Source organism: Streptomyces sp. NPDC001852, from assembly GCF_042891825.1.
In the GTDB taxonomy this organism is placed as follows: domain Bacteria; phylum Actinomycetota; class Actinomycetes; order Streptomycetales; family Streptomycetaceae; genus Streptomyces.
This window is the reverse complement of record NZ_JBIATN010000026.1, coordinates 1-24,619: the sequence shown is the minus strand read 5'-3', so window position 1 is coordinate 24,619 and position 24,619 is coordinate 1. Positions and strand designations below refer to the sequence as shown.

The window sequence follows — 24,619 nt, the reverse complement described above, 5'->3', positions numbered from 1 at the left end:
CCAGCACGATGAACCGTTCGTCGGCATCGACGAGGTTCAAGAACTCGGTTCCGCGGGACACCAGACAGCGGCCGACATGGGTCTTCGCGACCGAAGGGGCGCTGGATATTTCAGACGCCCTCCCCGTCATTCTTCCCGGCACGCAGTTCGCGCCCGTGAAGTTGCGCCTGCCCTAAATGTCCCCGCCCATCCGCCACGGCGCCGACGAGACTCCGCGGCCTAGTGCGACGCCGCCGGTGTGAGTGGCCAGTCGGCGGGAATTCGGAGTGCAGTGCAACACGGACGTCACTCGACGAGGAGACCGAAACCCATGCTGGCCAACTTTTCGGCTGCCCTGTTCTTCATCGCCTTTTTGATCAACGCAGCAGACATCTCGACCAACCACACCTTCACCTCAACCAACGTCATGCTCCTTGGCCTCACGGTTCTGGCCTTGCACCTTGCAGGCCTCGGAGGCGGCTGGACCGTCCGCGGCCGCAGACGCTGAAGACCTCTCAGGAATCTCTGCCTGCCGGCACCTCCCCGACGGCCTGCCACCTACGCGCGGGTACGGCTTGAGGGACACAGGATCGGGCAGGATGGGAAGACTGCCTGGGCACGGCCCGCGGCTCGCCACGTCGATCAAGACCATCCGACCCCGCGCGCCGAGGAGGGCTGCTCATGGATCGCAGCTACGCCGCCCGCGTACGCCGTCGCGATCGAGCGGCGAGAAGATCGGCGCGGGGCACTCAGGCCACCGCCGGGGCGCCAGAATCGGCGGGCAGGGGAGGCGAGGACTTGGAAGCATCCTGGCGCGGGAGCGGTCATCGGGGGAGCTGAGGAGCCGTCGCCGCCCGCTTCTCATGTGGGCGTCACGCCTGAATACGGCGCCCCGGTCGGTCGCGGCTATGATCCGCATCTTCGAGCGATTGGGGACGTGGTGGGGATACTTCGGCGCGGAGAGCGTCGTGAGGGGGCGGACTTTCCGCGCGATGGTGTGTTCGCGTTCCTGTCCGAGGCGGAGGCTGCCCGATTGCGTACCTTCGTCCGCGAGGCATTCGCGGAGCGTGGCATCGAGGTAGCGGTCGAACCGGGATGCGTGACCACGGATACGGGCTGGCGCTTCGGCCTCACCAACATCGCGGCCGTGTGCCACAACGACAGCCGTGGACCACGGAGCTGGCGGAAGCTGGTCGATGAACATGTGGACCGGGTGATCCGCTCGATGGCGGGCCCGCAGGCTCTCAGGGTCCTGCCGCACGAACGGCTCCTGGCCCAGCTCTACCCCCGCTTCATTCCCAGCGAGCCCGCGCTCGTGAAGGCCTTCGGATACGGTCCCCGTTCGGTGCCGGGGCTGCTGGAGGTGCTGGCGCTCGACCTCCCGGAAACCGTCGACATGCTGACCGCGGACTCCCTCTCCAGCCTGGGTGAAATGACTGCCCTTCGGGAGCGTGCGGTCCAGAACCTCCGGGCCGTCCGGGTTGACAAGCACAAGGTGGTCAGGGACAAGGACGGTTCCCACTTCGACGTGCTGGTGGGCGGCTCGTACTTCATCGCGAGCCTCGCCCTGGTCCTCGACGAGGTCGTACGCCGCTACACCAAGGCCTCACCGGCACCGCACGGAATCCTGGTCGTTGTGCCGCACCGGCATCAACTCGCCTTCCACGTCGTCCGCGACAGGGACGTGGCCCCCTCACTGCATGCCATGGCCCGGTTCGCCGCAGTGGGGTTCGAGGAGTCACCGGGCGCGCTGAGCCGCTCGGTGTTCTGGTGGCACGAGGGCAGGTTTACCCAGGTCGCCACGCAGGACATCGCTGGCCTGCACATCAAACTCACTCAGGAGGCCATGGACCTGGCGGCGCGATTCGCGGGAGGATAGCCGGGCCTGCCCAACCTGGTTCTGTGTGCAGTCACTTCGAAAACGCCGACGGCGGACCACCTCGGTTGAGACGACGGACACCGTCCGCCGGCGACGGACCAGATCACATGAGATTCGATGGAGTTCGCCGTCTCAAGTGATCTGGTCCTCGCAGGTCCCAGCCCCGACTCCGACGCAGAAACCGAGACGGGACACCGGGGCCGGCGCGTGAGGTGTCAGTGGCGCCGCATCAGGCGGTGGTGGGGCGGCACGCCGGCGGGCCAGATCGCGGTCCTGCGCACTATGAGGAGCTAACACAAAGAGCTCTGCGGACCCATGTCTCCTTCCCTGTTGCCTCGTTGGTCAGAGCGTGGGGAAGAGGATGGGGCCGCCCTGGCTTGTGGCGGACGACCTGTGAGAGTGGATCGAGCCGCTCCTGCCAGTGCGGGAACGGCGTCGGCGGTTCCCGGGCAGGCTGCTGCTGGACGATCGCAAGTGTCTGCAGGGGATCTTGTTCGTGCTGCACACGGGGATCCAGTGGGAGTGGCTGCCGCAGGAGCTCGGCTTCGGCTCGGGCATGACCTGCTGGCGTCGGTCGCGGGACTGGAAGGGGGCTGGGGTGTGGGACCGACTGCACCTGGTGCTGCTGACCGAGCTGTACCGCGCCGGTGAGCTGGACTGGTCGCGGGCGGTGATCGACGGCTCGCACCACCAGGCCCGTCGCGGCGGCCCAAAACGGGACCGAGCCCGGTCGACCGCGCCCGACCCGGCTCGAAACACCATGTGATCACGGACGGCCGCGGCACCCCGCTGGCCATCGCGTTGACCGGCGGCAACTGGCACGACGTCACCCAGCGGCTGCCACTTGTGGACGCCTTCCCTCACGTCCGCGGCAAGCGGGGCCGACCCCGTAACCGCCCGGACCGGCTCCACGCCGACCGCGGCTACGACTGCGACAAGTACCGGCGCTTGTTGTGGCAGCGCGGGATCAAACCGGTGATCGCGCGTCGCGGAGTCCCGCACGCTTCCGGACTCGGCGCTGTCCGGTGGGTCGTCGAGCGGACAAACGCGTGGATTCATGGCTTTCGTCGCCTGCGAATCCGGTGAGACATCCGCGACGACATACACGAGGCCATCCTCAAGCTGGCCTGCTGCATCATCACCTACAGACGCGTCCGAGCGTTGTGCTGACTCCCCTCAGTTGAAATAGTCCAGGGTGCGCCGGGCGTACCAACCGGCTGTTCGCGGTGAGAAAGGCAGGCACGTGTTTGACACCTTCGCGGTGCAGTGGCCCGAGACAGCCAGGGAACAGTTGGAGCCGGCACAGTTCGAGCTTCCGTTGCGTGGCAACGCGACGCCGGCCTACCAGCGGTTGGCCGAGGTCTTTCGGCACCACGCCGGAACCTCATTCGCGGATGGCCTGTACCGGATTCACGGCGTCGAGACCGCCCAGCAAGCGCGCGACTACTGCCTTCAGTTGGCTCCGGGGGCCGGACGCGTTACCTTCCCATTCGCCTTCGACTGGCTGGGACGCCAGCTCGCCGTCGATCTGAGGGATCCGCAGAACCTGCCCGTCGTCCAGTTCGACCCTGCGGCCGGAAAGGCCTACGAGAGCGAGATGGCACTTGTTGAGTTCCACGACTTGATCTCGGAAGAGAGCCTGGCAGGCGAGGCTCTCTCATGGGAGCTGTACCGAGAATGGCGCGCACAGGACATGGATCCTCTCGGATTCGATGAGTGCGTGGGGCTGGGGGTTCCGCTCTTTCTCGGAGGAGAGGAGGCGGTAAGCAACCTCCAGCGATCCAGCTTGGATGTCTACTGGGAGCTCTCGTGCCAGTTGGCACGCGGAGTGAGTGGACTCCAGGCGGCCCGATTCCCGTCCCCGTAGCCTGGCCAGCGAGGCATCCGGGTGGAAGACATGGGCAACAGAGCTCTTTGTGTTACTCAGGTTGAACTCGTGCAGTCCGGTGGCCCTGACGGTTTTTGGTCGCTGCGGTACGACGTCGTCATGCGGTACGCGAATGGGGGCGGGCTGACCCCCAAGGAGCAGGAAAGCGGGAGCGGGTGCGTCTTGAGGCGGCCGAGCGGTTCGCTCGTGGGGAGAAGGCCGAGGCCGTCGCGCGGGAGCTTCGGGTGACGTCGCGGTCGGTGCGACGTTGGCGGCGAGTGTGGGAGGAGGGCGGTGCGGACGCCCAGCGCTCGAAGGGGCCGGCCTCGGTGGAACGGCTGAGCGCCGGGCAACGGGAGCGGCTGGAGTGTGAGTTGAAGCGGGACCCGCTCGCGCACGGCTGGGACGACGAGTTCCAGGGGTGGATGCTGAAGCGGGTCAAGCTGCTGATCGGGCGGATGTTCCATGCCGGGTTCACGATCCAGGGCGTGTGGAAGCTGGTGCGGCGAAACAGGGCATGTCGAAACGCGAGATCATCCGCTGCCTCAAACGCTACGTCGCCCGCGAGATCTACCGTCAGATCCAGCCGGCGTCGTCCCTTACTGCCTGGCCTTCTGCCGCTTGACGCAACATAGGGGCACCCTGAACGTGCATCTGGCGAAGGAGCTGGGCGACTTCGCCGAGGAACACCAGGACTGGTTACAGATCTTCCAGTTGCCCTCCTACGCACCGGAGCTGAAGCCGGCCGAGGGGATCTGGTCGCTCCTCAAGCGGCACCTGGCCGACTTCGCCGCCGCCGACCTCACGCACCTCACCCGCGTGATCAAACGGAAGCTGAAGAAGATCCAGTACCGGCCCCACTTGGTCGACGGCGGTCAGCCACCCACCGGTCTGACCATGGACGACGACGCGATCAGTCCGCCGGACTCCGCGTAGTTCAAGCGCCCGGTGAGCTCGTGCCACAAGTACGAGCCTGCCAGCGCCTCTTGCAGCGACTTGACGAACTGTTCTGCCTCGGGTGGTACGGCCGCCGGGGCCTCGGCCAGAGTGTCGACCCTGGCGGTCAGCAGATCGTTGACGACGGCAGCAGCGTCGCGCCGATTGAGCCCAAGGGCTTTGCGAGCAACCTCCACGCCGTTGTTGCCGACTGTTCCCTCATCGACCTCCCGGTCGTAAGACACGATGTCGTTGTGCAGGCTGACGGCGTCAACGAACGCGTCAACGGCGGTGCGGAACTCCCTGCATCGAACTGCATTCTCATGGAGCTCGCCCATCGCGTGCTCCATGAGCACGGCGGTGAACTGCAGGCCGCCGAAGTCACGGCGGGCTCCCAGATATTCGATCAGGTCGGTCAAGGCATGGTCGACGTGATCGAGCTCCCACAGCACCCCGTCGAGGAAGCGCCGCACACTGCTGATGAACCGATCGCGCCAGACCAGGCTCATGGTGGCGGACGTGCCGGTCCACAGATCTGCGAAGGCCCGCTCCACGGGATTGGCCGGGCTCAGCGGCCGCGGCAATCCGTCCAACGGCAAGAACAGCATCAGCCGTTCCACCTGAGCTGCAGCCGACTCCTGGTCGTGGTCACGCCGGTAGAGCGGCAGGAACAGGTCGTCAACGAACCACAGAGCAACATGCCAATCGGTGACCAGCTCCAACTCGCTGGCCTCGGCGTCGGGATGGGTCAAGGCGATGAACAACGGGAAGTCGGCCTGATCGAACTTCTCCTCGCTCCACCTTTGAGGCCATTCCAAGTACTCGTCGTCGAACATGCCCATCTGCCGGGCCCACTCCTTTGCATGTGCGCGTGCCTGGTCAACATGGGGGTTGAGGCGGGACTCGAACGGCATGTGGAACTGCGGATGTGCAAGGGATCCCATGATCGGTTGCTTCCCTTCCCAAGCCCCGAGATGCCAGGGTTCACCCTGCGGCCTAATACTGTGACCCTCGGATCATATGATTCGCTATTCGGCTCATGCTGAGCAGAGGGATCTCGCTGACAGCATCCTTGACCGCGCGGCGAACCCTGCGCGGGATTCTCAGGCGTCCCTGGGGAGCAGGTGCTGGCCGACCTGACGGAAGGTCCATGAGCCATGGGTGTGGGTGAAGACCCACACCAGGTCGAAGCGGTTCGGCCACGCCGCGGGCGCGCCGCTGTGCGACGCGCCGAGGGCATTGACGATGGCCGGGATGCGCGAGTGCTCCCAGCAGACCAGGACCGGTTGGGGAGCGGAGAGCGCGGCTTCGGCCAGTGCGGCTTCCTGGGACTCGGCGTGCGTGGTGTCCAGGGGGATGCCCATGTGCCGGGCGAGCGGTGTGACGGTTTGCCGCATCCGGTGGGCGCCGGCGAGCGGGCCCTGGTCCGCAGCGGCGTAGATGGTCCGCGGACGCACGATGCCGGGTTTCAGGGGCTGGCCTTTGGGCGGGTCGAACAGCGCCGGCAATGCCCTGGCCCGCTCCCAGCCGCGCGGGGTGAGGGACTTGGCGTCCGGACGGCCGTTCTCGTCGATGCCGGATTCGTTCCGGCCCGGCTTCTCCCCGTGCCGGATGATCATAATGGTGGTGTTGTCGGCGACCGGGACCCTGGTAGCCGGCGTGTCGGCGGGCTCGGGTACGGCTTCGCGCGCGTGCTTGCCGCCGCAGCCCGCAAGGACCGCGGGCGCGACCGCCGCCATCGCGGCCAATGCCCCACGCCGACTGACCATCGCGCGAGCGACGCCGCTACCGCCCCCCGTCCGCGCAGCCCCTTGCGTCCGGCTTTCCACCATGCGAACTCCTCGCCGCGCTTCTCGGGCCACTGAACGTTGCGGAGCACTACAGCATCGCTTGGTGAGAACCCCTCTCATGTTGGCCGCCGTCGGAACCGGGCGCGGTGGCCGACGGTCTCTTCCCGGGAAGGGCGGGAACAGCGCCCTTGACGCCCGAACGCGGGTGACAAGCGTAGATCAAAAGCGTACGAAAGCAGGGAAATGAGGGCTGTGGAGACGTTGAGGCGGCGGCTGCCGGGCACCGCCGTATACGTGACGGCCCTGCTGCTCACCGCATGGTGGCTGAAGGGACAACCGGCAGCGGAACGGGCCCGCTTCATGCGCCACAACAGCAGCAACGTGCACCACCTGGATGTCGGCAAGTGGTGGACCCTGTTCACGAGCGGTCTGGTGGTCGACGGTGTACCGGCCCTGGTCGGTATCGCCGCGGTGGCCGGGGTCCTGGGATGCGCCGAGTGGCGCTGGGGGACGCTGCGCGCGTGCGGAGTCTTCGTCTTCGGTCACCTCACCGCGACCCTGCTCACCGAGGGCGCCCTGTGGCTGATGCACGTCGCCCATCTGCCCGGCGTGCCCACCCGGACCCGTGACGTGGGCATCAGTTACGGCCTGGTGACGACCGCCGCCTGCCTGCTCGCCCTCACCGCCGGCCGGCTCCGCCGCTATGGCCTGCCCCTGCTCGCCGCGGCGCTGACGGCCGCGCTGCTGTACGACCAGGAGCTCGCGGACGTCGGCCACCTGGCCTCCCTCGCGCTGGGCTCCCTCGCCGCCCGCACGGCGTGGCTGCGCACCCCGTCCGGGCCCCTAGTAGGCACCATGCCCGTCGCACCTGATCCCGCCGGCGCCGCATTGCCGAGCGGGAGTGCCCCGGTGAGGGACGAGGGTATCGGTGCGCGGGGTACGCCAGGAGCAGTCCCGGACGGCGCGCGTTGAGCGGTTCGCTGTCCCAGGCCGACAGCCGCGGGAAGAACTGCAGCGAGAAGGTGCTGTTCGTCTCCGCCCACCACCAGCAGTGCATCAGCGTGCGGGACGTCGGGGCCGGTTCCGGTTCGACCGACCGGAATCACCATGGGGCCGGGCTCAGGACGGTGTTGCGGGTGGCAAGGGCGGCAGCCCTTTCTCGTAGAGCCAGGTGGGCAGCAGCGGTTCGACCCCGTCGGCGAGTACCGCCCGCGTGAGCGATGAAGGCGCCGGTGTCGGCGCTGCGGTCGTGGCGTACCTGTTGCCAGCCGCGCAGCAGGACGAAGAAGAAGCGGTCGTCGCCAGTGTCAGCCGCAGGGCGTGGAACTTACAGGCGCCCCTGCCGTGGACGCGGTCGTCGAAGATGCGGTCGGGCCTGGGGCCGTGATCCGCAGGCGCTGCGGGCCTTTCCTCAGCGTGTGCCACGTCGCGCGGGCGATGGTGTCGGCGGAAGTCCTCGCCGATGTGCTCCGACCACAGCCATTGTCCGTAGGTGGCGAAGCCCTCGCTGAGCCAGATGCGGGAAGGATCTCCACTGCCAACCGGCATGCTGTGCGTGCCGCCGTGCTGGCGGCAGTGGGCCTGTTGGCACTTGGACTTGGCGCCGCCTCAGCCTGCGGAGATCAGTCACGCCTTCACGGCGAGACCGCACTCCGTGATGGCCGGCGCACGCGTGCGTACCAAGGGCAACGGGGCGAACGACGAGGACCGTTTCGAGAGGTTCTGCGTTCAGCAGCGTCTGGGCAGGGGCCCCTGGCGCACGGTGCGGTGCGCTCGTGGCGGCACCCTGCAGATCCGTGGCGCGCTCTACGAGGGCGATCTCCGCGGGCAGCACCTCGTCCTGAGGTGGGCCACCCCGGCCGTGGACGTCAGGATCTGCTGGCCACGTCCCATCCGTGAGGCCGGCAGGAGGGCGCTGGTGCCAGCGATCGGGACCGTGAGCAGCGGGCGGGCCGTGACGCCAAGAGGACACCGTCGATTCGGGTATCGGCGTAGGGGTGTGCAGATCTCTCCTTCCACAAGAAGTCCGGCAAGCGGTCGGGGCACATGCTCCAGACCATCTACAGCGCCTTCGAGCGACTGATCGTCGCAGAGGTCGACTGCGGCCGCGTACGCATCGAACTGCGCTGGCCCGTGTCACACGACTGATCTTGTAGTGGGACGAGGAAAGCCCGCAAACGCGGCTTACCTCTTGGGTCCTGAACCTTGTCACGTGAGCGGTGAGACAGAACCGAGGGTTTTATCGGTCTTTTAGGATCAGGGCCGATCACGGTTCTGGGGGATACGGATGACTTTCGAGGTTGATCTACCGCTCGTGGAAGACGCCGAGGCCGCTGGGCTCGCTTCCGAGCTCACCGAACTTGGCAATGAGCCCTTCCTACGGGCGGTGCTCCGCGACCAGGCGCGCTTCCACCACCGCAGCACCGATCGCCTCGTTGGCTGGTCGACCGACGTTCCGGAGAACGCTGAGCCCACCTCCAGCCTCCTGCTGCGCGCCGTCCATCTGTGCTTCACGGCTCACCTGCCACTGAGTCTCTCACCCGACCTGCTCTGGTACGCCGTCGTGCACGAGGTAGCCGTCCACGTGCGCCTGAACTCCGGCACATACGCGGGACTCTTCACCGAAACGCAGGGGCACCGGCAGACCACCGCCGTACGTGACGACCTGGCACCGCAGGATTGGGGGCGCTCGATCAACCTGGTCCAACAGCCCCTGCGTGCCCGCATCGGCGATGAGGTGGCCGACCTGTTCCAGCCCGCCTTCTCGACCACCACCCCCACCAACGCCACGGCCACCCTGGTGGCGCTGATGGACGTGGTCAGCCCGTACTACCGCTTCCGGTGGACCTCGCTCTGCGGCATTCCCCGGATCCGGCTGGAGGGCACGGACCGAGACTGGCGCCTGCTGGCAGCCCGGGTGCGGGAGCTGGAAGGATGGTTCGAAGGCCTTCGCCCGTGGTTCTCCGCCCTGCATCCGGTGCTGGACTCGATCAGCGCGACGGCCTCGGGGTGGGGCATCGACCAGCAGTTCTGGCGTTCGCTCTACAAGTGGGAGTCGGCGTCCGGCGGTGACAGGGTCACTGGCTGGATCACTGCTTTCTTCGCCCACCGATACACCGAAGACGGACCGTCTCCCAAGCAGTCGTTCGGCCCGGGAACCACCGATGAGGAGGACTTCCCTTCGCATGTCTCCCGAGTCCCGTTCCGCTGGGAGACGCCCCCCGGCACATTGGAGATGGCCTTCCTCGGAGGTGTGCTCGGCATAGAACGCGACGGCGAGTGGATCCGGCCGTGCCTCGGCTACGCTGTGGTGGAACTGCTTCCCGCTACCGAGCCCCGCGACGAGCGCCTGCCCGAGCCGTGGACCATGACTGACATCCAGCGCGTCACTGGCTGCCCACAGGCCCAGCTTCTCACGCCCGTCGGCATCGTCACGCTGCACGGCGAACCTCTCCAAGCCGACTGCGCGATCAACTTGGATGGGCTCTGTGCGGTGCGGGCCAACGACGGTGACTGGTATCTCGGCGACCTTGCATCCGACACGGGTGACATCCACTGCTGGGGCAACTACGGCCCCGACCTCGGCTACGCCTTGCGGTCGGTCTAACCACACTGCCGCCCGGCTGGGTCGGCAACAGCCTGGCAGTGGGCAAGCCCGCCATGATCGCGCCCCGTTGGGACGCCGGGAAGTATCTCGGCAAACCCACCGGCGGCGGCAACCCAGCCACCAAGGGCGCAGCGTCCAGCAGCGTCAGGTCCACCGGCGAGGTCACCGGCCCGCTCTCGAACAACATCGCGTCGGTGAGCTCGAGCAGGGTGTCACTGCGTCGGGTCAGGCGCGCGTACAGGTCCTCCCGGAAGTGTGACGTGAAGTCGAACGCGTCCCGCCGGGCATCGTGACCCAGCACACTCACCTCTGCGGCCTTCGTGTGAATTCTGATTCCGTGGCGGAACGCAGGATCATGCGAGGGTCGTCCGCCTGCCCAGCGAATCACCGGACGAGCGAACCCGTTCGAGGTGTCGTTCGGAGTCATGGCACCATGTCCTGCATGACGACGAACCGAAAGGTCCATGCCGCGTAGACGGCCAGGACACATCCGGGTCGGCATGTCCCGCCGCCACCGGACACCAGACGCAAACCCCGTCATCGACGGCCTGTCCTCGCGTGCACTGTCAGAGATCTACCGTCTCGAGCGCACCCGAAACTATCTGCAGCCGGGCGACGTCAGCGCAGCCGTGCGCTTGTGGAAGGACTACGTCCGTCGTCCCGAGCGCGAGCTGTGGCACGACTACGAGTGGGGCAACGTGCACTGGTACTGCTGCGGCAATCCCCTTGAAGCGCGTGCTCTCCTTGACACCGTGACGCAGGCCATGTCGCCTCGAACTGCCCGCGAACTCCGTCAGATCATCAGCAGGTTCGATGACGTCTGGAACCAACCGTCACCGCCGTACGACACGGGCAGAGGATAAAAGACGAGCTCAGCACCGTCTTGGTGCGGCTGTTGCCCCGTTCCAGTTTGCCGCGTCGCGCTTGCCATAGCCGACATGGTCGGTGATCTCGCCCTCCCCGGTCAGCTGCAGCCCGTCATTGCGGGCGCGGTCGACCAGCATCGCGAGCAACTGCTCGTCCGACAGCGCCTCCGCGGCCGACTCGACGGATGGTGTCCCGCCGAGTGGTGTCGCAGCGATCTCCGCATAGCCCGTGGTCATGGGGCAGGAAGGCGCACCTCGCTGAGCCCTGACGGATCGAACGTCCATCCCCGTCGCCGCTCATCGGATCACCACGCGTTTGACGGCGCGTGCGGTGGAGCGGTCGGGTAATCCGCAGCCGCGCTGGGCCTTTCCTTTCCTCTTGCGTTGCTCCTGCGTCATGTCCGAGACGGGCTTGAGGAGTTCGTCCGCGCGGGCCATAGGACGCGGACGATGAAACGGTTGCGTTCCGACGTCGAATTGATATACTCTCACGTCGCGACGATACGGTCCCGTCCCGACGTAACCGAGGAGAAGCGTAAGGAATCCGGCGTCGGACCCGGCGACCGGGTCCGAGGTACGGGCCGGACGTGTGTACCCCGTTCCCGACCGAAGGCAGCGGATGTGAGTCAGGTCCTCGACGCACCGCCCCCGACGCCGGCCCTGGCCGACGAAGACCTCGCGGCGCTGGCCGTCCGTCACGGCCTGTCGGTCAGCGGCGCCCGCCCCTGCCTGCCGCAGTACGCGCGTCAGCTGCGGGCACGGCGTCACTTCATCAGCGCCTTCGCGACCGCCAAGGCGACCGCGCAGTACAGCGAGGCCGAGCTCGGCCAGATCTGCCAGGTGGCGAACCCGCTCCTGAACGCCGCGGTGTACTACTTAGTCTGGACGTTCACCCAGAGGTCGATCATGGCGGGCACCCGTGCGATCTCTGGCAACGTTGGCCTGGTCCGGGCCCTGCACTTCCCGCGGGCCGCACTGCCCATCTCGCTCGCGTTGCAGCAATTCCAGCAGTTGCTGTTCTCCATGGTCGCCCTCGTGGCGCACTTGCTCTGCTTCGGCATCCCGGTCGCCATGTCCTGGCTGCTGGTCTTCCCCGTGCTGACCCTGCAGTTCATCTTCAACGCCGGCGCCTCGATGATCGTGGCCCGCATAGGCGCCAAGACCCCGGACATCGCCCCGCTGACGCCATTCCTGCTGCGCACCTGGATGTACGCCTCGGGCGTCATGTGGAGCATCGACAAGACGCTCAAGCACAAGCCGTACCTGCTCAAAATCATCCTTGAGTCCAACCCGGCCGCGGTCTACATCGACCTGATGCGCTACGCGCTGATCGACAGCTTCAAGGCCCGCCAGTTCCCCCACCACGCGTGGGCGTACGCGGTCGGCTGGGCGCTGCTCTTCGGCCTCGGCGGGTTCATCTGCTTCTGGAAGGCAGAGGAGGAGTACGGCTGTGGCTGAGCAGAGCACAGAGTCGGTTCCCACTGGGAGACGCGGCCGGCATGCGAAGCGGCGCGCTTCGGGCGGATTGGCGCGCTCGTCGGCGATGATGGCGGTGGCCAGCGTCGTTTCACGGGGCACCGGAATGATCCGCTTGGTGCTGCAGGGGGTAGCGCTGGGAGTAATGGCGGTGGGCGGTGCCTACAACACCGCGAATACATTGCCGACCAGCCTGTACACGCTGATGATCGGCGGGGCCCTGAACTCGGTGCTCGTCCCGCAGCTGGTGCGCGCTCGCGCCGAGCATCCCGATGGGGGACGGGCGCACGAGCAACGGCTGGTCACGATGGTCCTCAGCGTGCTCGCCGTCGGCACCGCGGTGGCCGTATGGCTCGCCCCTCAGCTCGTGAGCCTGAACACGCCGGATACGCCGGGCAACCACCAGCTGTTCGAGCTGACCGTGACCTTCGCCCGTTTCCTGCTGCCGCAGATCTTCTTCTACGGCCTGTTCTTCGTACTGGGCCAAGTCCTCAACGCCCGCGGCAAGTTCGGCGCGATGGCCTGGGCACCGGTGGTGAACAACATCGTCCTGATCGTCATGTTCGGCTTGCACACGTGGCTGGCACCCTCTGCAGGCCATGCCGGCGACGTGACGCCCGGACAGGTTCGGCTGCTGGGCATCGGCACCACGGCGGGCATCGCGGTACAGGCCCTTTTCCTCATCCCCTCCCTCGCCGGTGCGGGGTTCCGGTGGCGCGCGCGCTTCGACTGGCGTGGGGTGGGCCTGGGCAAGAGCATCAGCGCAGCACGCTGGACTCTGCTGTTCGTCCTGGTCAACCAGATCGCCCTGACGGTCGTGACTCGCTACGCCAACGACGTCGACGCGGTCTTGCCGCACGCCGGGGCCGGCAACAGCGCGTACTTCTTCGCGCAGAACATCTGGATGATCCCGCAGGGCATCATCACGGTCTCCCTGGTCACCGCAATCCTGCCGCGGATGAGCCGGGCCGGAGCCGAGCGCCGCTTGGACGACGTACGCGAGGACATCTCCCGAGGTCTACGCGTCACGGGTGTCGCCATCGTCCCCGCTGCGTTCTTCTTCCTCGCTTTCGGCCCGCAAGTAGCCACCGTGATGTTCTCCTACGGCAGCGGCGGCGCCACTTCCGCTCACCCGCTGGGCCACATGCTCCAGGCCTTCGCCCTGGGCCTGATCCCCTTCTCCGGGCAGTACCTGCTGCTGCGAGGCTTCTACGCCTTCGAGGACACCCGAACCCCGTTCTGGATGGCCGTGTGGATCTCCACCCTGGACATCGTTCTGGCCACCGGCTGCCACCTGTTCCTGCCGACACGCTGGGCGGTCACCGGCATGGCCGCGGCCTACGCCGTCTCCTACGCCATCGGGCTTGTGATCACAGGGCTGCGCTTGCGGCGCCGCCTGGAAGGCCGCCTTGACGGCAAGCGTCTGCTGCGGACCTACGGCAAACTCACCGTCGCCGCAGCTACCGCGGGCGGCGTGGGCTGGGCCGCAGCCCGCGCATGCGAAGGCCTCATCGCGGCTCCCGCGACGGACTCCCTCCTGGCCCTCATGGCAGGAGCCATCGTGATGCTTACGCTGTTCCTGCTCCTTGCTTGTCTGTTGCGGATCACCGAACTTCGCAGCTTGCCGGGCCTGTCTGGCCGAGCGTAACCGACGGGTTCCCCAGGACCGGCGGGCCGTCCTCGCCTTCCCCTGCATCGCCTTCACCGCGCGCGGCGTCGTCGTCCTGGCCGGCTCCCGCGGCCAGCAGTTCCTCGACGCGTTCCCCGAGCTGGCTGGTCAGGTCGATCACTTGTTGTTCCAGCGCGGTGATCCGGCTCTTGAGCTGTTCGGCGTTGGCGGCGGCTCCGAGCCCAGACTCCCGCCATACCCGCTCTCCGAGAAGTTCGGAGAGCTTCATCCCCGCCGCCGTCAGCTCCGCGAAGCCCTTCGACCCGATGTGCTCCAACAGCCAACGCACCGGCCACCGGCGATCGAAGAACGCGCGCGTCACCGCCGATACGGCGAGCCCCGCCGCTAGGTCCTCTCTTTCTGATCTTCCTGGGCGCGCGGCGTTGGGCACTGGCAGGATCCGAAAGAGAGGACCTGGGCCTCAGCCAACCCGGTCGAGGACGGACGACAGCGCGGCGCGCAGCCGTTCGTCCTCGCGGATCATCGCGTGGTCGGACCCGGAGACGACCAGGCGGCGGTCCCCGGTGGCGAGCGCGGCCAGCCGGCCGTGCTGCTCCGGCGTCAGGGCGGCGGCGCCGAGCGCGCGCAGGGCGTCGCAGGCGCCCTTGAGGTCGGCGCGGGTCTCGGCCGAGTGCAGCGCCGCCTCGGCGAGCCGGGCGCGGTCGAGGCCGACCGGATCGGCGACGGCGAGCAGCCCGAGGACGGCCGAGGGTGCCTGGGCCGGGTCGTCGAGGAGAGCTTCGAGCCGGGCGGTCAGCGGGCGCCCGGCCGGGCCGAGCACGGCGATCTCGCGGGCGGCGCGGGCGGCCGTCCAGTGGAACCACTGCCGGCCCTCGCAGCGGTCGAACACCGAGGCCAGCACGGGGACGACCTCGGCCGCATCCCCGGCGATCCGCCACAGGGCGAGCGCCAGGGCGAGGTCGAGGTCCACCTCCGGCGTGGTGTCGCGGCCGGTGGTGCGGCCGAGCGCCGTCCGCAGGGCCGGGGTGAGGCGGGCGGCCGCCGGGCCGAGGTCGGCCACGGCGCGGGCGGCCTCGACGGCGCCGCGCACACCGGTGGCGAGCGCCGCCTCGGCGGCGGCGAACAGCGGCCCTGTCTCGCCGGTCAGCTCGTGCAGCGCCTGCGCCACGAACAGCTTCCCGGCGCCGGCCCGCAAGGCGGTGGCGGCCTGCTCGCGCTGGTCCGGCCCGATGTCGGCGGCGACGGCGGTGATTGCGGTGGCGGCGTACTGGAACCGGGGCAGAACGGCGCACAGTTCGGGCAGCGCCTCGGCGGCCTGCGGGCCCCACTGCCGCAGCAGGTGGACCAGCCCGGCGGTGTCGTTGTGGTCCTCGGTCGTCGAGCAACCGCAGTCCTTGCACCCCTCGGGACGCTCCAGCGCCTTGGCGGCCAGGCGAGCGCGGACCGCGGCGAACAGCTCCGGGTCGAACGGGAAGGGCACATCGGCCGGGGCGTGGGACCCGGCGGCGCACTGCATGGCGCGCGGGCGCCGGCCTAGGGCCCGGGCCAGCAGCGGGGCGGCGGCCCGCGGCGCCACCAGGACGAGCGCGGCGAGGGTCTGGTCGGCCGCCTCGTCGTCCGGCTGCGCGGCGAGTTCGGCGAGGACGGGCGCGGCCTCGGCGGCGGCCGGGCCGAGCTTGCCCAGCAGCTGGACGGCCGTCCAGTTGGCGGCGAGCGGGGCGATCGCGGGGATCAGCCGCTGTGGAGCGCTGCGGGACAGGGTGCAGGCGCGGTCGGCCGCCCACAGGGCCTCGGCCCGCACCTCGGGGCGCTCGTCGCGCAGGGCGGCGTCAAGCAGGGCGAGGGCACTGTCGCGGTCGGCATCGGTGTCCCGCCCCAGCAGGATCCCGACGATCGTGCGCAGCGGCTCCCGGTGCTCGTCCGCGTAGCCGGACCTGGCCGTCTCGCGCGCGGGCAACAGGCCGAGGACGGCGTCGTGGTGCGCGGCGAGCCACGGCTCCTCGGCGTCCACCGCGGTGAACACTGCGGCCAGACGCAGTGGCGCGGGCGTCTCCGGACCGAGCAGGGCGCGGGCCTCGGCGACGGCACCTGCGCGGTCCAACCGGCCGTATGCGGTGAGGAGTTCGGCCCGTACGGCGGGCTCGGTCTCGGTGACCAGGCGGGCCTGAACGGCGGGCAGGGCGGTGTCGGTGTCCCGGGTGTGGCCGACCGTCCAGCCGGCCGCCTGCCGGACGGCGGCGTCCTCGTGGTCCAGCAGCGGTATGAGCAGCGTCAGTTGGGCGGTGACGGCGGCCCGGACGGCGCCCGGCTCGACGCCGTACCCGTGCTCGCTCTCGGCGAGGCAGCCGAGCAGCCGCAGCGCGTCGACGGTCTGCCGGCCGGAGGCGGCGATTCGGGCGAGGTACGGGGCGGCGTCGGCGCTGGCCGCGTACACGGTGCCCTGGTGGACGATCGAGCCGTACAGGTCGTCCAGTGCCTCCTCGGCGTCCTCACCGCCCTCGGCAAAGGCGCGCAACAACCCGGGCAGGTCCTCGGCGGGGCCGTAGGCGTGGTTGACGGTGGCCCAGGGGTGGGCGTCGAGCCCGGCGAGGGCGGTGTGGTGTTCCATGGCCGTGATCTTCGCAGGGACCTCCGACATCGGCTCAGTGCGTCTTTCTAAGCCCCGTTTCTGAGTAGCCTGGCGTCGTACGCTGGCCTGGTGTCCGGGGGTGCCGGTCGGGCCGGGGAAAGGAACTGCCGGGCTTGTGGCGAACGGTCGAGGCCGGAAGCCCCGCCTGGGGCCATGTTCTGCTACGGCGGCTGCGCAAGCGCCTGCGGCTGCCCAGAGCGGGGCCGGCACGGCTGAGTGCCCGGAGTGCGGGGCCGGGTGGGTGGCCGGCGTTGACCGTCGCTCGGACGCCGTCACGCCGCCACCCCAGGCCCCGGTACTCCAGCAGCGACCACCACAGCGCCAGACCGTGCGCGTAGCTGCGGACGGTGTGGGGTGAGTACTGCTCCTGCTGCGGATGCTCCAGGTACTCCTCGACGGGCTCCACGACCCCCACTGGCGGTCGAGTGACTTCCTTCAGCTGGTAGGTGCGATGCCGACGGATGGCGCCGCACCGGAGTGTCCAGCGCAAGCGGCGGCGGGTGACTCCTGTGCCGTTGTCGACGGAGGAGATGACCATGCCTGAGGCCGCCCGGTGTGCTGCCGGCAGATCGGAGTCGGCTGAGGGTTAGCTGAGTGTAAGGGCGGTGTCGTCGATGACGAATGAGGTCTGGAGGGACGTGTCTTCGGTGCCGGTGAAGGTGATGGTGACGGTCTGGCCGGCCAGGGAGGAGACGTCGAAGGTCTTCTGGGCGTAGCCGGTGGCGGCGTTGAGGTTGGAGTAGGTGGCCAGTGTGGTGCCGCCAGCCTTGACGGTGAGCTTGTCGTACGCGGTGGAGGTCGTCGTCTCGGCGGTGTCGACGTGCATGTACAGGCTGAGGGTGGCCTTGCAGCCGGTCGGGATCGTCACGGGCTGCGAGAGGGTGTCGGTGTGGGAGCTGCCGTAGCCATCCAGCCATGCGTCCCATGTACCGCCGTGCGGGGGCTCGCCCTGTGAGCCGTACTGCCCGATGACGCCCGAACTGGCGGACCATACCGTGTTGCCGGACTCGAAGCCCGGGTTGCTGAGCTTTTGACCGGTGCTGGTGCAGGTTCCGCCGCCTGCCGGGTTGACTGTCCAGGTGAAGGTGGTGGAGCCGGTGGCGCCTGTGTCATCGGTGGCGGTGGCGGTGACGTGGTAGGTGCCGGCGGTGGTGGTTGTGCCGGAGATCAGGCCGGTGGTGGAGGCGATGGTCAGGCCGGGTGGAAGGCCGGCCGCGCTGTAGGTGAGCTTGGCGGACGAGGAGGAGTCGGTCGCTGCGATCTGCAGGTTCACCGCGGTGCCGGCGGTGCCGGTCTGGTCGCCGGGGTTGGTGACGGTGACGGTGTTGCCGCCTGGCTGGCCGTTGCCGATCGGCAGGCCGCCGGTCGGCGCGTACATCCCAACGTCGAAGCTGCTGCCGCTGGGGGCATGGGCGATGGGGATCACGGTGACGGCGTTGCCGCCGGACAGGACGGACGTGGATATGTAGTCGCCGAACATCCGGCCCTGCGTGGTGTTGGGTAGCCAGGCCAGTGTCATGGGGCCGGCGAGCTGGGTGGGTGCCGTCCACGTGGTGCCGCCGTCGGTGGACGAGACGTAGCCTGCGTCGAGCTGGCAGGTGGTGTCCGTGCAGGAGGCGTTCGGGTAGTAGTAGTACGTCAGCCCGATGCGGGCGCTGTTGCCGGCACTGCTGGGATCCACGCCGATGCCGGGCACGAAATGGTCGGCGGAGCTGCTGGCGGCGTCGATCGGTACGCGGGCCGGCGAGGTCCACGAGGTGCCGTTCGTGGAGGTCGACATGATGATGTCGTTGTTCGTGCAGTTGGTGCGGAAGCGGCAGTCGGACCAGACTACGTAGACGCGGCCGGAGGCGTCGATCTCAGCGGAGGGCAGGGGGCCCTCGCGCAGGGTGTCCAGCCTCGACATGTCGGCGGCGTCGTCCTCCAGACCGGCGACCGGGTGGTGCGAGACAGTGGCGATCTGCACGCTTGAGCCCCAACTGCTGCCGCCGTTGGTGGAGATGAAGGACCGCTCACTGTCTTCACTGCCGGAGGAGAACGGTACGACGACGGTGCCGTTGGGCTGCACGACGGGCTGGCCGCCGAGTCCGCTCGGGCTGTCGGCCGGGCTCTGCTGCGCGCTCCAGGTCGCGCCACCGTCGGTCGAGGTCTTCATGTGCTCGGCGTCGCCGGCGTTGGCGTCGTCGTATTCGGTGTAGCAGCGCCCGTAGTACGGGCTGGACGGGTGGTTGTCGCAGACCGTCCAGTTCTTGTCATCGAAGGTGCCGGTGGAGACGGTGACCGGGGCGCCCCAGGTGTGACCGCCGTCCGTCGAGCGGCTGGCCTCGACGTCGACGCTGTTGCCGGAGCGGATGCCCAGCCAGGAGACCATCCACACGCTGTCCTTGGCGTCGTATGCCACGGAGGCGTCACTGGCGGCGGAGTACGGGCCGCCGGTGTTCGCGGTGGAGCTGGGCAGGAAGCCATGCGTCCAGCTCTGTCCGTTGTCGGTGGAGGTCGCCCACCCGATGTTGGACGCCCCGCCGCCGGGGACCCGGCCGACCTGGAAGGCGGCGACGACGGTGCTGCCGAAGCTGTAGGTGTCCGGCTCGACTTCGGTGGCGTGCTGGGCCTGCGAGTCGGAGTACGGGTCACTGCTGACCTGCGCGAGAGAGGGAGCAGTGGCATGGGGGGCCACTAAGGCGGTCGCGGAGCTCGAGGGGCTGGCGAAGGCGGGGGCGGCGAACGCCATGGCCGCTGCGAGGGCACCGATGAGCAGCGGAGTTCTTCCTCTTGCCGGTCTGGACATGTCTCTCCTGGCGGTATGTGTGGGGCGCCGGCGGCCGCAGACAGACGCGGCAAAACCGGCGGGAACGCGACACGGCGGGCTCGCCTCGCCTCAGGTGATGCAGGCACTTTCGCGCAGTTGCACCACGGGACTGACGCAAGCGCGTCGTGCTCGGGTATGGCAGGCGACGCAGCCACACGGACATCGATCAGCGCGGAGGCGCGCTCCAAGCAGCGGCAATCTTCAGCGTGTTGGTCGTCCTGATCGCGCCCACGGTCGGCGTCGCCAACTTGGCTCCGAGCTTCCCGCCACTCCGAGTTGCTGGGCTGAACGTGGCCGCACCCCTGGTGAATGCGGTGATGAGGCGTCTTCGGCCTGGTGTGGAGCGTGACACTGAACATCCCTTCAAGCAGCCGGTGGTCGACCGGAGTGGGGGTGAAGGACGTTCACGCAAGGTGCACGCGTGTTCGCAAGCCGGAGTCTGGACCCGTACATGACACCACGCAAGGGGGTGACGACAAGTCGGCCGGCACCCCGCACCTCCCGAACCCGGTCGAGGCCTCACGCAGCCCATCCGGACGAACGTCAGCTGAGGCAGCGCCGTTGTCCGCGCCAACGGACACAACGACAGCCGCGGATCACGTCGCGTTCGGCAGGCACCAGTCGGCAGGCGGCGAAGGCGGTGCGTTGGACGGCGCCGGCGCCGGGCTGCGCCTGGCGTACGCGGGGGTGACCGGCGGGGTGTACAAACCCGTGTTCGCGGGCCCCAGCCGATGTGAGCAGGTCCTCGGGCAGCATCCGGCGTGCGGACCTCGTTGTGGCGGTATCTGTCGGCCCGCCTGGAGGCGACGGTCCGATCGGCTATTTCAGGCCGACCAGCGTGACCTGGATGTGGCTGGGGGGGCTCGGCGGTGGCGGCTGTGTGCTGGTCGTCGCGATACTTCACTTCCGTAGCACGAGTCATTCTTGGCTTAAACCGATCAAACTGGATGCATCCGCTGTGATGGGCGTGCTTGTATGCCGCCAACGCGACGGGGATGGCGCAGAGTTGAGCTGTGCCAAGTTCCGTAGAGATCCGATGATCTTGTTTCAGGCGGCCCGTGGGGGTGTGCTCCTGGCTTTGCCGGAAGCCGCGTTCGCACTCGGCGGGCGGCACGTGGTCGAGGGCGGAGTGGAGGCGCTCTTCGTTGTACCAGGTGACCCACTGGAAGATCGCCCGCTCGACCTGGTCGACGTCCTTCCAGGGGCCGAATTGATACGTATTGCGACCCGCGGTCGCTGTGATGAATGAGGCCGGAGTCCTTCTTGATCCTCCGTCTCCACAGCGCCATCTCCAGGGCCTCCAACGGGAGTTCGGTCCGCATGTGGTTCGCGACCTGCCAGCCGACGACCATCCGAGAGTAGACGTCAAGGACGAACGCCACGTATGCCCAGCCCGACCAGGTCCTGACATAGGTCATGTCCGCCACCCACAGTTGGTCGCGCCGGGACGCGGTGAAGTCACGGTCGACCGGGTCCGGCGACCGGGGCGCCGACGGCTCCGGGACCGAGGTGCGGCGCCACCGGCCACGGATGACACCCTCCAGGCCCAGCTCGGCCATCAGCCGCTCGACAGTGCAGCGGGCCACCTCGTGGCCCTCGCGCCGCAGGGCGCGGGTGATCCTCTGGGCCCCATAGGCGGCCCCGGACTCCGCGTGGATCTCCTCGATCAGCGGCATCAGCTGTTCGTCGCGGAGCCGGCGGGCGGACTTCGGCCGCTTCTTACGGGCGAAGTACGTCGACGCCGACAGGTCAAGAACCCGGCAGACGGGATTGACGGGGCAGCGGGGGAGTGGTACTCGGGCCGTTCTCGGTGGCGGACGCGCTGTTGCCATGAGGCGGAATACATCTCGAAGACTTTGATCACAAGTCCGTTGTAGGGGCAACCGCAGGACCGTACACTCTGCCCGTCCGCACAGCTGTTTCACATACCCCCCTCCTGGGCGGACGTACCAACGGACCGCTCCGTGCTGAACCACGCCCGGTCCTGGTCAGCGCAAGTCCCCTTCGGCACCCCCAGGAGGACTCTCGATGGCTCCACCCGCAAGAACATGGCTGCTCACAGCAGTGAGCAGCCTCGCCCTCGCGGTGACAGGCACCTTGTCCAGTCCCAGTGGCGCTTCGTCGGCCGCCTACCCGCGTGTGCATCCGACCGTCGCCGACTACCTTCAGTTGACGTCCAGTCAGATACCACCGACGCAGGCGCAGTGCGCCACCGCGGGGCGGCGTTGCTTCAGCCCCCAGGCGATACGCGCGGCTTACAACGTCACTCCGCTCCACGCGGCCGGTCACGACGGCCGAGGACAGACGATCGCGATCGTCGACTCGTATGGCAGTGACACCATGGCCCACGACCTGCACGTTTTCGACCAGGCATTCGGTGTGGCTGCGATGTGCGGCGAGGAGGGCGTGCCCTGCCAGGCCGGCATGCCGAAGTTCAGCGAACTGCACCTTCAGGGTGCCCCGGCCACCGCGGCACCGCCGCCCACCAGCAAGGGGACAGGTCAGGAGGACAAGAGTGCCTGGGCGCTCGAAGTCGCCCTCGACGTAGAGACCGCGCACGCGATGGCTCCGGGCGCCAACATCCTGCTCGTCACCACACCGACCGCCGAGACCCTCGGCGTCCAGGGTTTCCCGCAGATGATGGCCGCCGAGCAGTACGTGATCGACCACCACATGGCCACGGTCATATCGCAGTCCTTCGCCTCCGCCGAGGGAGCCTTCGCCAGCAGCCAGTCGCTGGAGAACCTGCGGTACGCCTTCAAGTCGGCTGCCCAGAACGGAGTCACGGTTCTGGGTTCCTCAGGTGACAACGGGACGGCAGACTCCACCAAGACCCCGGTCAAGTCGGGCGGCACCCCGATCCCGTACCCGTCTGTCGAGTGGCCCGCCTCCGACCCGCTGGTCACCGGTGTCGGCGGCACGTACCTGTGCACCGATCCCGGCGCGACCGGCTCACGCGTCACCGACAGCGCGGACAAACCAGCCGTATGCGGTACCAACTCCGGTCAGTCGGAGGTGGGCTGGACCTTCTCCGGAGGCGGCTACAGCCGCATATTCGACCGGCCGGACTACCAGGCGGGCGCTCTTCCCGAGGGCAGTACCGCAATCGGGGCCAAACGCGGTGTTCCGGACGTGGGTCTGCAGGCCGCCCCCAGCACCGGCGCACTGGTCTACGTGTCACTGCCGCCCGACGGCAACAGCGGCCTGAAATGCGGGAGTTCACCGTGCAGCACCGGCTGGTACGACATTGGGGGCACCTCACTGTCGTGCCCCCAATGGGCGGGCCTGGTATCCATCGCCGACCAGATCAACGGCGGCGGCCTCGGCCTGATCAACCCCGCGCTGTACCGGATCGCAGCCAACCCGTCCCAGTACGCCGTTGACTTCAATGACACGACGACCGGCAACAACACCGCCGACCCAACCGTTCCCGGCTACCCGGCGACCAAGGGCTGGGACCCGGTCACTGGCCTCGGCACCCCGAACGCGGCAAAGCTCCTGCCTGACCTGGTGAGCGCCGCACACGGCGGCTGACCCGCGTACGTTCCAAGGCCCGCGCAGCACGAGGACAAAGCTGCGCGGGTCCTGCAGCCTGTGGTCCTGCCGTCCGAAGGCGAGGCCCCTGCCGCCCATCGGCCCGGAATACGCCACGCCCCATCCGGCGGACACGCCGCCAAGGAGCAGCGCGGGCCGAGCGTCAACGCTCCCATCGACGAACAGCCCGCACCCCTCGACCCGGCTGAGGGCGGCGACCTGACCACCGTGGACCGCTACACCGTCGACAAGGCCGTGTACTACCCGCGCGCCCTCCTGCACATGCACGGCGAGGGCCAGGTGATCGGGCTCGGCCAGAACCTCGCCGCATGGGCGCTGGCGAGCGCCTGGCGAGGCATGACCCTGTACCCGCTGCACGGAGCCGTCGTCGTCACGGGCCGCACACCGGAGGGGAAGCGGCCGCACCGGACGACGACCTTGCCGAGCAGGCCCGCACGGTGACACAGACAGTGCGGGAAACACTGAAGACATGAAGGACCCGGCCGCCCGTCTCGAACGAGGCGGCTCTGAGTGACCTGCTCGCCTACACGGCCCGCGACGTGGCCTCCAACCGGTAGCACATGCTGCGCGTCCTGCGCGCTGGCCGTCTACAGGTGTAGGTCGCAACCACCGGTTCATGGCTGGCTCGCCCGAACACCCCAACCAGGACTCCGCACGCCGCGCCGAGACCGCACCGGCCCAGAGTCCCTTCGCGGTGGTGTTCGGGTGCTCCGATTCCCGGCTGGCCGCCGAGATCATCTTCGACCAGGGGCTCGGGGATCTGTTCGTGGTGCGTAACGCCGGGCACGTCGTGGGTGCGGAGGCGTTGGGAAGTATCGAGTACGGCGTGAGTGTGCTGGATTGCCCGCTGGTCGTGGTGCTGGGGCATGACTCGTGCGGGGCCGTCGCGGCTGCGCGCGCCGCCGCCGACGGCGGCCGGGTGCCCGCCGGCTTCGTCCGTGACGTTGTCGAGCGGGTGACTCCGAGTGTGCTGGCGGCCCGCGCCGCCGGGCGCGAGCAGCCCGAGGAGATCCTGGCCGAGCACATCAGGCACACCGTCGACCTGCTGCTGGAACGCTCCCGCGTCCTGGCCGAGCGAGTGGCCGCCGGCCGCCTCGCGGTGGTGGGTCTGTCCTACCGGCTGGCCGACGGCAGTGCGCAACTGGTCGCCTCTCAGGGTCTGAGCAGGGCTGCGACCCCCGCCCGGTGAAAACCGCGGTCGGCCGCGTGTTCTGGACGTCTGGGCGCCGGGCGGCCTGCCGGATCGGGCGTGGGCTCCGGCAGGACCATCGAACGTCGCCAGTGCTGGCTGCTTAAGAGGGCCGGGGTCCCGCGGCGCGGCGGAGCCGGTTGGCGATCGCCAGTCCCAGCCCCTCCTCCACCGGCAAGGACGCGATGATGAGGTCGCACCCCTGCTGGTCGAGCTCGCGCAGGAACCCGTACAGCCCGCGCGCGTAGGCGGCCATCGAACCCGGGAGAGCCACCACGGCGCGCGCCTTCACCGCAGCGCCGGCGAAAGCGGGGGGGGTGCCTCTATGTCCTTCGTCAAGGCTGAGTGGTCATGCGGTGGCTGCTTCGGGGGTGCGTGGTTCGTAGAAGGTGCCGTCGCGGAGCATG

20 protein-coding genes and 4 pseudogenes are annotated in these 24,619 nt (G+C 68.5%); 14 read left to right on the top strand and 10 right to left on the bottom strand.

Going from position 1 to position 24,619, the window contains the following annotated elements; genetic code table 11:
- Positions 1 to 310: 310 nt before the first annotated feature.
- The 6 genes and pseudogenes from ACFYZB_RS34405 to ACFYZB_RS34380 all read left to right on the top strand — a co-directional run bounded on the left by ACFYZB_RS34405 (position 311) and on the right by ACFYZB_RS34380 (position 4,661).
- Positions 311 to 487 carry a hypothetical protein gene (locus ACFYZB_RS34405; RefSeq protein WP_388765182.1) on the top strand — a complete coding sequence of 59 codons (177 nt, stop codon included), beginning with the start codon at positions 311 to 313 and terminating at the stop codon, positions 485 to 487.
- Between the two features lie 357 nt (positions 488 to 844).
- The gene (locus tag ACFYZB_RS34400; protein WP_388765180.1) at positions 845 to 1,858 is read left to right on the top strand and encodes a hypothetical protein; all 1,014 of its coding nucleotides are present in this window, start codon (positions 845 to 847) and stop codon (positions 1,856 to 1,858) included.
- A gap of 403 nt (positions 1,859 to 2,261) precedes the next feature.
- A pseudogene (locus ACFYZB_RS34395) lies at positions 2,262 to 3,028 on the top strand (IS5 family transposase).
- A 73-nt stretch (positions 3,029 to 3,101) separates the two neighbouring features.
- A complete protein-coding gene (locus tag ACFYZB_RS34390; RefSeq protein WP_388765179.1) occupies positions 3,102 to 3,725 on the top strand; it encodes a T6SS immunity protein Tdi1 domain-containing protein in 624 nt (207 codons plus the stop codon).
- Positions 3,726 to 3,901: 176 nt separating this feature from the next.
- Positions 3,902 to 4,360 carry a helix-turn-helix domain-containing protein gene (locus tag ACFYZB_RS34385; protein ID WP_388765178.1) on the top strand — a complete coding sequence of 153 codons (459 nt, stop codon included), beginning with the start codon at positions 3,902 to 3,904 and terminating at the stop codon, positions 4,358 to 4,360.
- Positions 4,347 to 4,661, top strand: coding sequence for a transposase (locus tag ACFYZB_RS34380; protein ID WP_388765177.1), 315 nt, complete (start codon positions 4,347 to 4,349; stop codon positions 4,659 to 4,661). The genes ACFYZB_RS34385 and ACFYZB_RS34380 overlap by 14 nt, the downstream gene beginning before the upstream one ends.
- Here ACFYZB_RS34380 and ACFYZB_RS34375 read toward each other — a convergent pair.
- Positions 4,601 to 5,503 carry a terpene synthase gene (locus ACFYZB_RS34375; protein ID WP_388765175.1) on the bottom strand — a complete coding sequence of 301 codons (903 nt, stop codon included), beginning with the start codon at positions 5,501 to 5,503 and terminating at the stop codon, positions 4,601 to 4,603. The genes ACFYZB_RS34380 and ACFYZB_RS34375 overlap by 61 nt on opposite strands.
- Positions 5,504 to 5,764: 261 nt before the next feature.
- On the bottom strand, positions 5,765 to 6,493 hold the full coding sequence (locus tag ACFYZB_RS34370) for a hypothetical protein (RefSeq protein WP_388765173.1): 729 nt from the start codon (positions 6,491 to 6,493) through the stop codon (positions 5,765 to 5,767).
- Positions 6,494 to 6,703: 210 nt separating this feature from the next.
- Between ACFYZB_RS34370 and ACFYZB_RS34365 the strand changes: the two genes are divergently transcribed.
- On the top strand, positions 6,704 to 7,423 hold the full coding sequence (locus ACFYZB_RS34365; RefSeq protein ID WP_388765171.1) for a rhomboid-like protein: 720 nt from the start codon (positions 6,704 to 6,706) through the stop codon (positions 7,421 to 7,423).
- Between the two features lie 1,342 nt (positions 7,424 to 8,765).
- Positions 8,766 to 10,058 (top strand): DUF4419 domain-containing protein, encoded by a 1,293-nt coding sequence (locus ACFYZB_RS34360; protein WP_388765169.1) that lies wholly within the window; start codon positions 8,766 to 8,768, stop codon positions 10,056 to 10,058.
- A gap of 136 nt (positions 10,059 to 10,194) precedes the next feature.
- Here ACFYZB_RS34360 and ACFYZB_RS34355 read toward each other — a convergent pair.
- Positions 10,195 to 10,359 (bottom strand): annotated as a pseudogene (locus ACFYZB_RS34355) (transposase); the annotation flags it as partial.
- Positions 10,360 to 10,558: 199 nt separating this feature from the next.
- On the opposite strand from ACFYZB_RS34355, the gene ACFYZB_RS34350 reads away from it, so the two are divergent.
- A complete protein-coding gene (locus ACFYZB_RS34350) occupies positions 10,559 to 10,921 on the top strand; it encodes a hypothetical protein (protein WP_388765168.1) in 363 nt (120 codons plus the stop codon).
- Positions 10,922 to 10,930: 9 nt separating this feature from the next.
- Here the strand turns inward: ACFYZB_RS34350 and ACFYZB_RS34345 are convergent, their stop codons facing one another.
- On the bottom strand, positions 10,931 to 11,161 hold the full coding sequence (locus ACFYZB_RS34345; protein WP_388765166.1) for a hypothetical protein: 231 nt from the start codon (positions 11,159 to 11,161) through the stop codon (positions 10,931 to 10,933).
- A 384-nt stretch (positions 11,162 to 11,545) separates the two neighbouring features.
- Between ACFYZB_RS34345 and ACFYZB_RS34340 the strand changes: the two genes are divergently transcribed.
- Positions 11,546 to 12,382, top strand: coding sequence for an ABC transporter permease (locus tag ACFYZB_RS34340; RefSeq protein ID WP_388765165.1), 837 nt, complete (start codon positions 11,546 to 11,548; stop codon positions 12,380 to 12,382).
- 88 nt (positions 12,383 to 12,470) lie between these two features.
- The gene (gene murJ / locus ACFYZB_RS34335) at positions 12,471 to 14,048 is read left to right on the top strand and encodes a murein biosynthesis integral membrane protein MurJ (RefSeq protein ID WP_388765368.1); all 1,578 of its coding nucleotides are present in this window, start codon (positions 12,471 to 12,473) and stop codon (positions 14,046 to 14,048) included.
- Here murJ and ACFYZB_RS34330 read toward each other — a convergent pair.
- From ACFYZB_RS34330 to ACFYZB_RS34310, 5 genes and pseudogenes are all read right to left on the bottom strand, one after another.
- Complete coding sequence (locus tag ACFYZB_RS34330; RefSeq protein WP_388765164.1) at positions 14,005 to 14,391, bottom strand: hypothetical protein; 387 nt, start codon at positions 14,389 to 14,391, stop codon at positions 14,005 to 14,007. The genes murJ and ACFYZB_RS34330 overlap by 44 nt on opposite strands.
- A 99-nt stretch (positions 14,392 to 14,490) precedes the next feature.
- Complete coding sequence (locus ACFYZB_RS34325) at positions 14,491 to 16,668, bottom strand: hypothetical protein (RefSeq protein WP_388765162.1); 2,178 nt, start codon at positions 16,666 to 16,668, stop codon at positions 14,491 to 14,493.
- Between the two features lie 577 nt (positions 16,669 to 17,245).
- Entirely contained in the window at positions 17,246 to 19,447 is a 2,202-nt protein-coding gene (locus ACFYZB_RS34320) for a putative Ig domain-containing protein (protein WP_388765160.1), read from the bottom strand.
- A 187-nt stretch (positions 19,448 to 19,634) separates the two neighbouring features.
- Complete coding sequence (locus ACFYZB_RS34315) at positions 19,635 to 20,711, bottom strand: integrase core domain-containing protein (protein ID WP_388765366.1); 1,077 nt, start codon at positions 20,709 to 20,711, stop codon at positions 19,635 to 19,637.
- A pseudogene (locus tag ACFYZB_RS34310) lies at positions 20,689 to 21,300 on the bottom strand (IS3 family transposase); the annotation flags it as partial. The pseudogene ACFYZB_RS34310 and the gene ACFYZB_RS34315, both read right to left, overlap by 23 nt.
- A gap of 196 nt (positions 21,301 to 21,496) precedes the next feature.
- On the opposite strand from ACFYZB_RS34310, the gene ACFYZB_RS34305 reads away from it, so the two are divergent.
- The 3 genes from ACFYZB_RS34305 to ACFYZB_RS34295 all read left to right on the top strand — a co-directional run bounded on the left by ACFYZB_RS34305 (position 21,497) and on the right by ACFYZB_RS34295 (position 24,212).
- Positions 21,497 to 23,002, top strand: coding sequence for a hypothetical protein (locus ACFYZB_RS34305; RefSeq protein ID WP_388765158.1), 1,506 nt, complete (start codon positions 21,497 to 21,499; stop codon positions 23,000 to 23,002).
- Between the two features lie 60 nt (positions 23,003 to 23,062).
- The gene (locus tag ACFYZB_RS34300) at positions 23,063 to 23,464 is read left to right on the top strand and encodes a hypothetical protein (protein ID WP_388765157.1); all 402 of its coding nucleotides are present in this window, start codon (positions 23,063 to 23,065) and stop codon (positions 23,462 to 23,464) included.
- Positions 23,465 to 23,639: 175 nt separating this feature from the next.
- Positions 23,640 to 24,212 (top strand): carbonic anhydrase, encoded by a 573-nt coding sequence (locus tag ACFYZB_RS34295; RefSeq protein ID WP_388765155.1) that lies wholly within the window; start codon positions 23,640 to 23,642, stop codon positions 24,210 to 24,212.
- 103 nt (positions 24,213 to 24,315) lie between these two features.
- Here ACFYZB_RS34295 and ACFYZB_RS34290 read toward each other — a convergent pair.
- Positions 24,316 to 24,543, bottom strand: a pseudogene (locus tag ACFYZB_RS34290) (Sua5 family C-terminal domain-containing protein); the annotation flags it as partial.
- Positions 24,544 to 24,619: the final 76 nt, after the last annotated feature.

Bases quoted from the DNA above. Each gene is read 5' to 3' on its own strand.
- ACFYZB_RS34405 (WP_388765182.1), top strand. From the start codon at position 311: ATGCTGGCCAACTTTTCGGCTGCCCTGTTCTTCATCGCCTTTTTGATC.
- ACFYZB_RS34375 (WP_388765175.1), bottom strand. From the start codon at position 5,503: ATGGGCATGTTCGACGACGAGTACTTGGAATGGCCTCAAAGGTGGAGC.
- ACFYZB_RS34370 (WP_388765173.1), bottom strand. From the start codon at position 6,493: ATGGTGGAAAGCCGGACGCAAGGGGCTGCGCGGACGGGGGGCGGTAGC.
- ACFYZB_RS34350 (WP_388765168.1), top strand. From the start codon at position 10,559: ATGTCCCGCCGCCACCGGACACCAGACGCAAACCCCGTCATCGACGGC.
- ACFYZB_RS34345 (WP_388765166.1), bottom strand. From the start codon at position 11,161: ATGACCACGGGCTATGCGGAGATCGCTGCGACACCACTCGGCGGGACA.
- murJ (WP_388765368.1), top strand. From the start codon at position 12,471: ATGGCGGTGGCCAGCGTCGTTTCACGGGGCACCGGAATGATCCGCTTG.
- ACFYZB_RS34325 (WP_388765162.1), bottom strand. From the start codon at position 16,668: ATGTCGGAGGTCCCTGCGAAGATCACGGCCATGGAACACCACACCGCC.
- ACFYZB_RS34320 (WP_388765160.1), bottom strand. From the start codon at position 19,447: ATGTCCAGACCGGCAAGAGGAAGAACTCCGCTGCTCATCGGTGCCCTC.
- ACFYZB_RS34305 (WP_388765158.1), top strand. From the start codon at position 21,497: ATGGCTCCACCCGCAAGAACATGGCTGCTCACAGCAGTGAGCAGCCTC.
- ACFYZB_RS34295 (WP_388765155.1), top strand. From the start codon at position 23,640: ATGGCTGGCTCGCCCGAACACCCCAACCAGGACTCCGCACGCCGCGCC.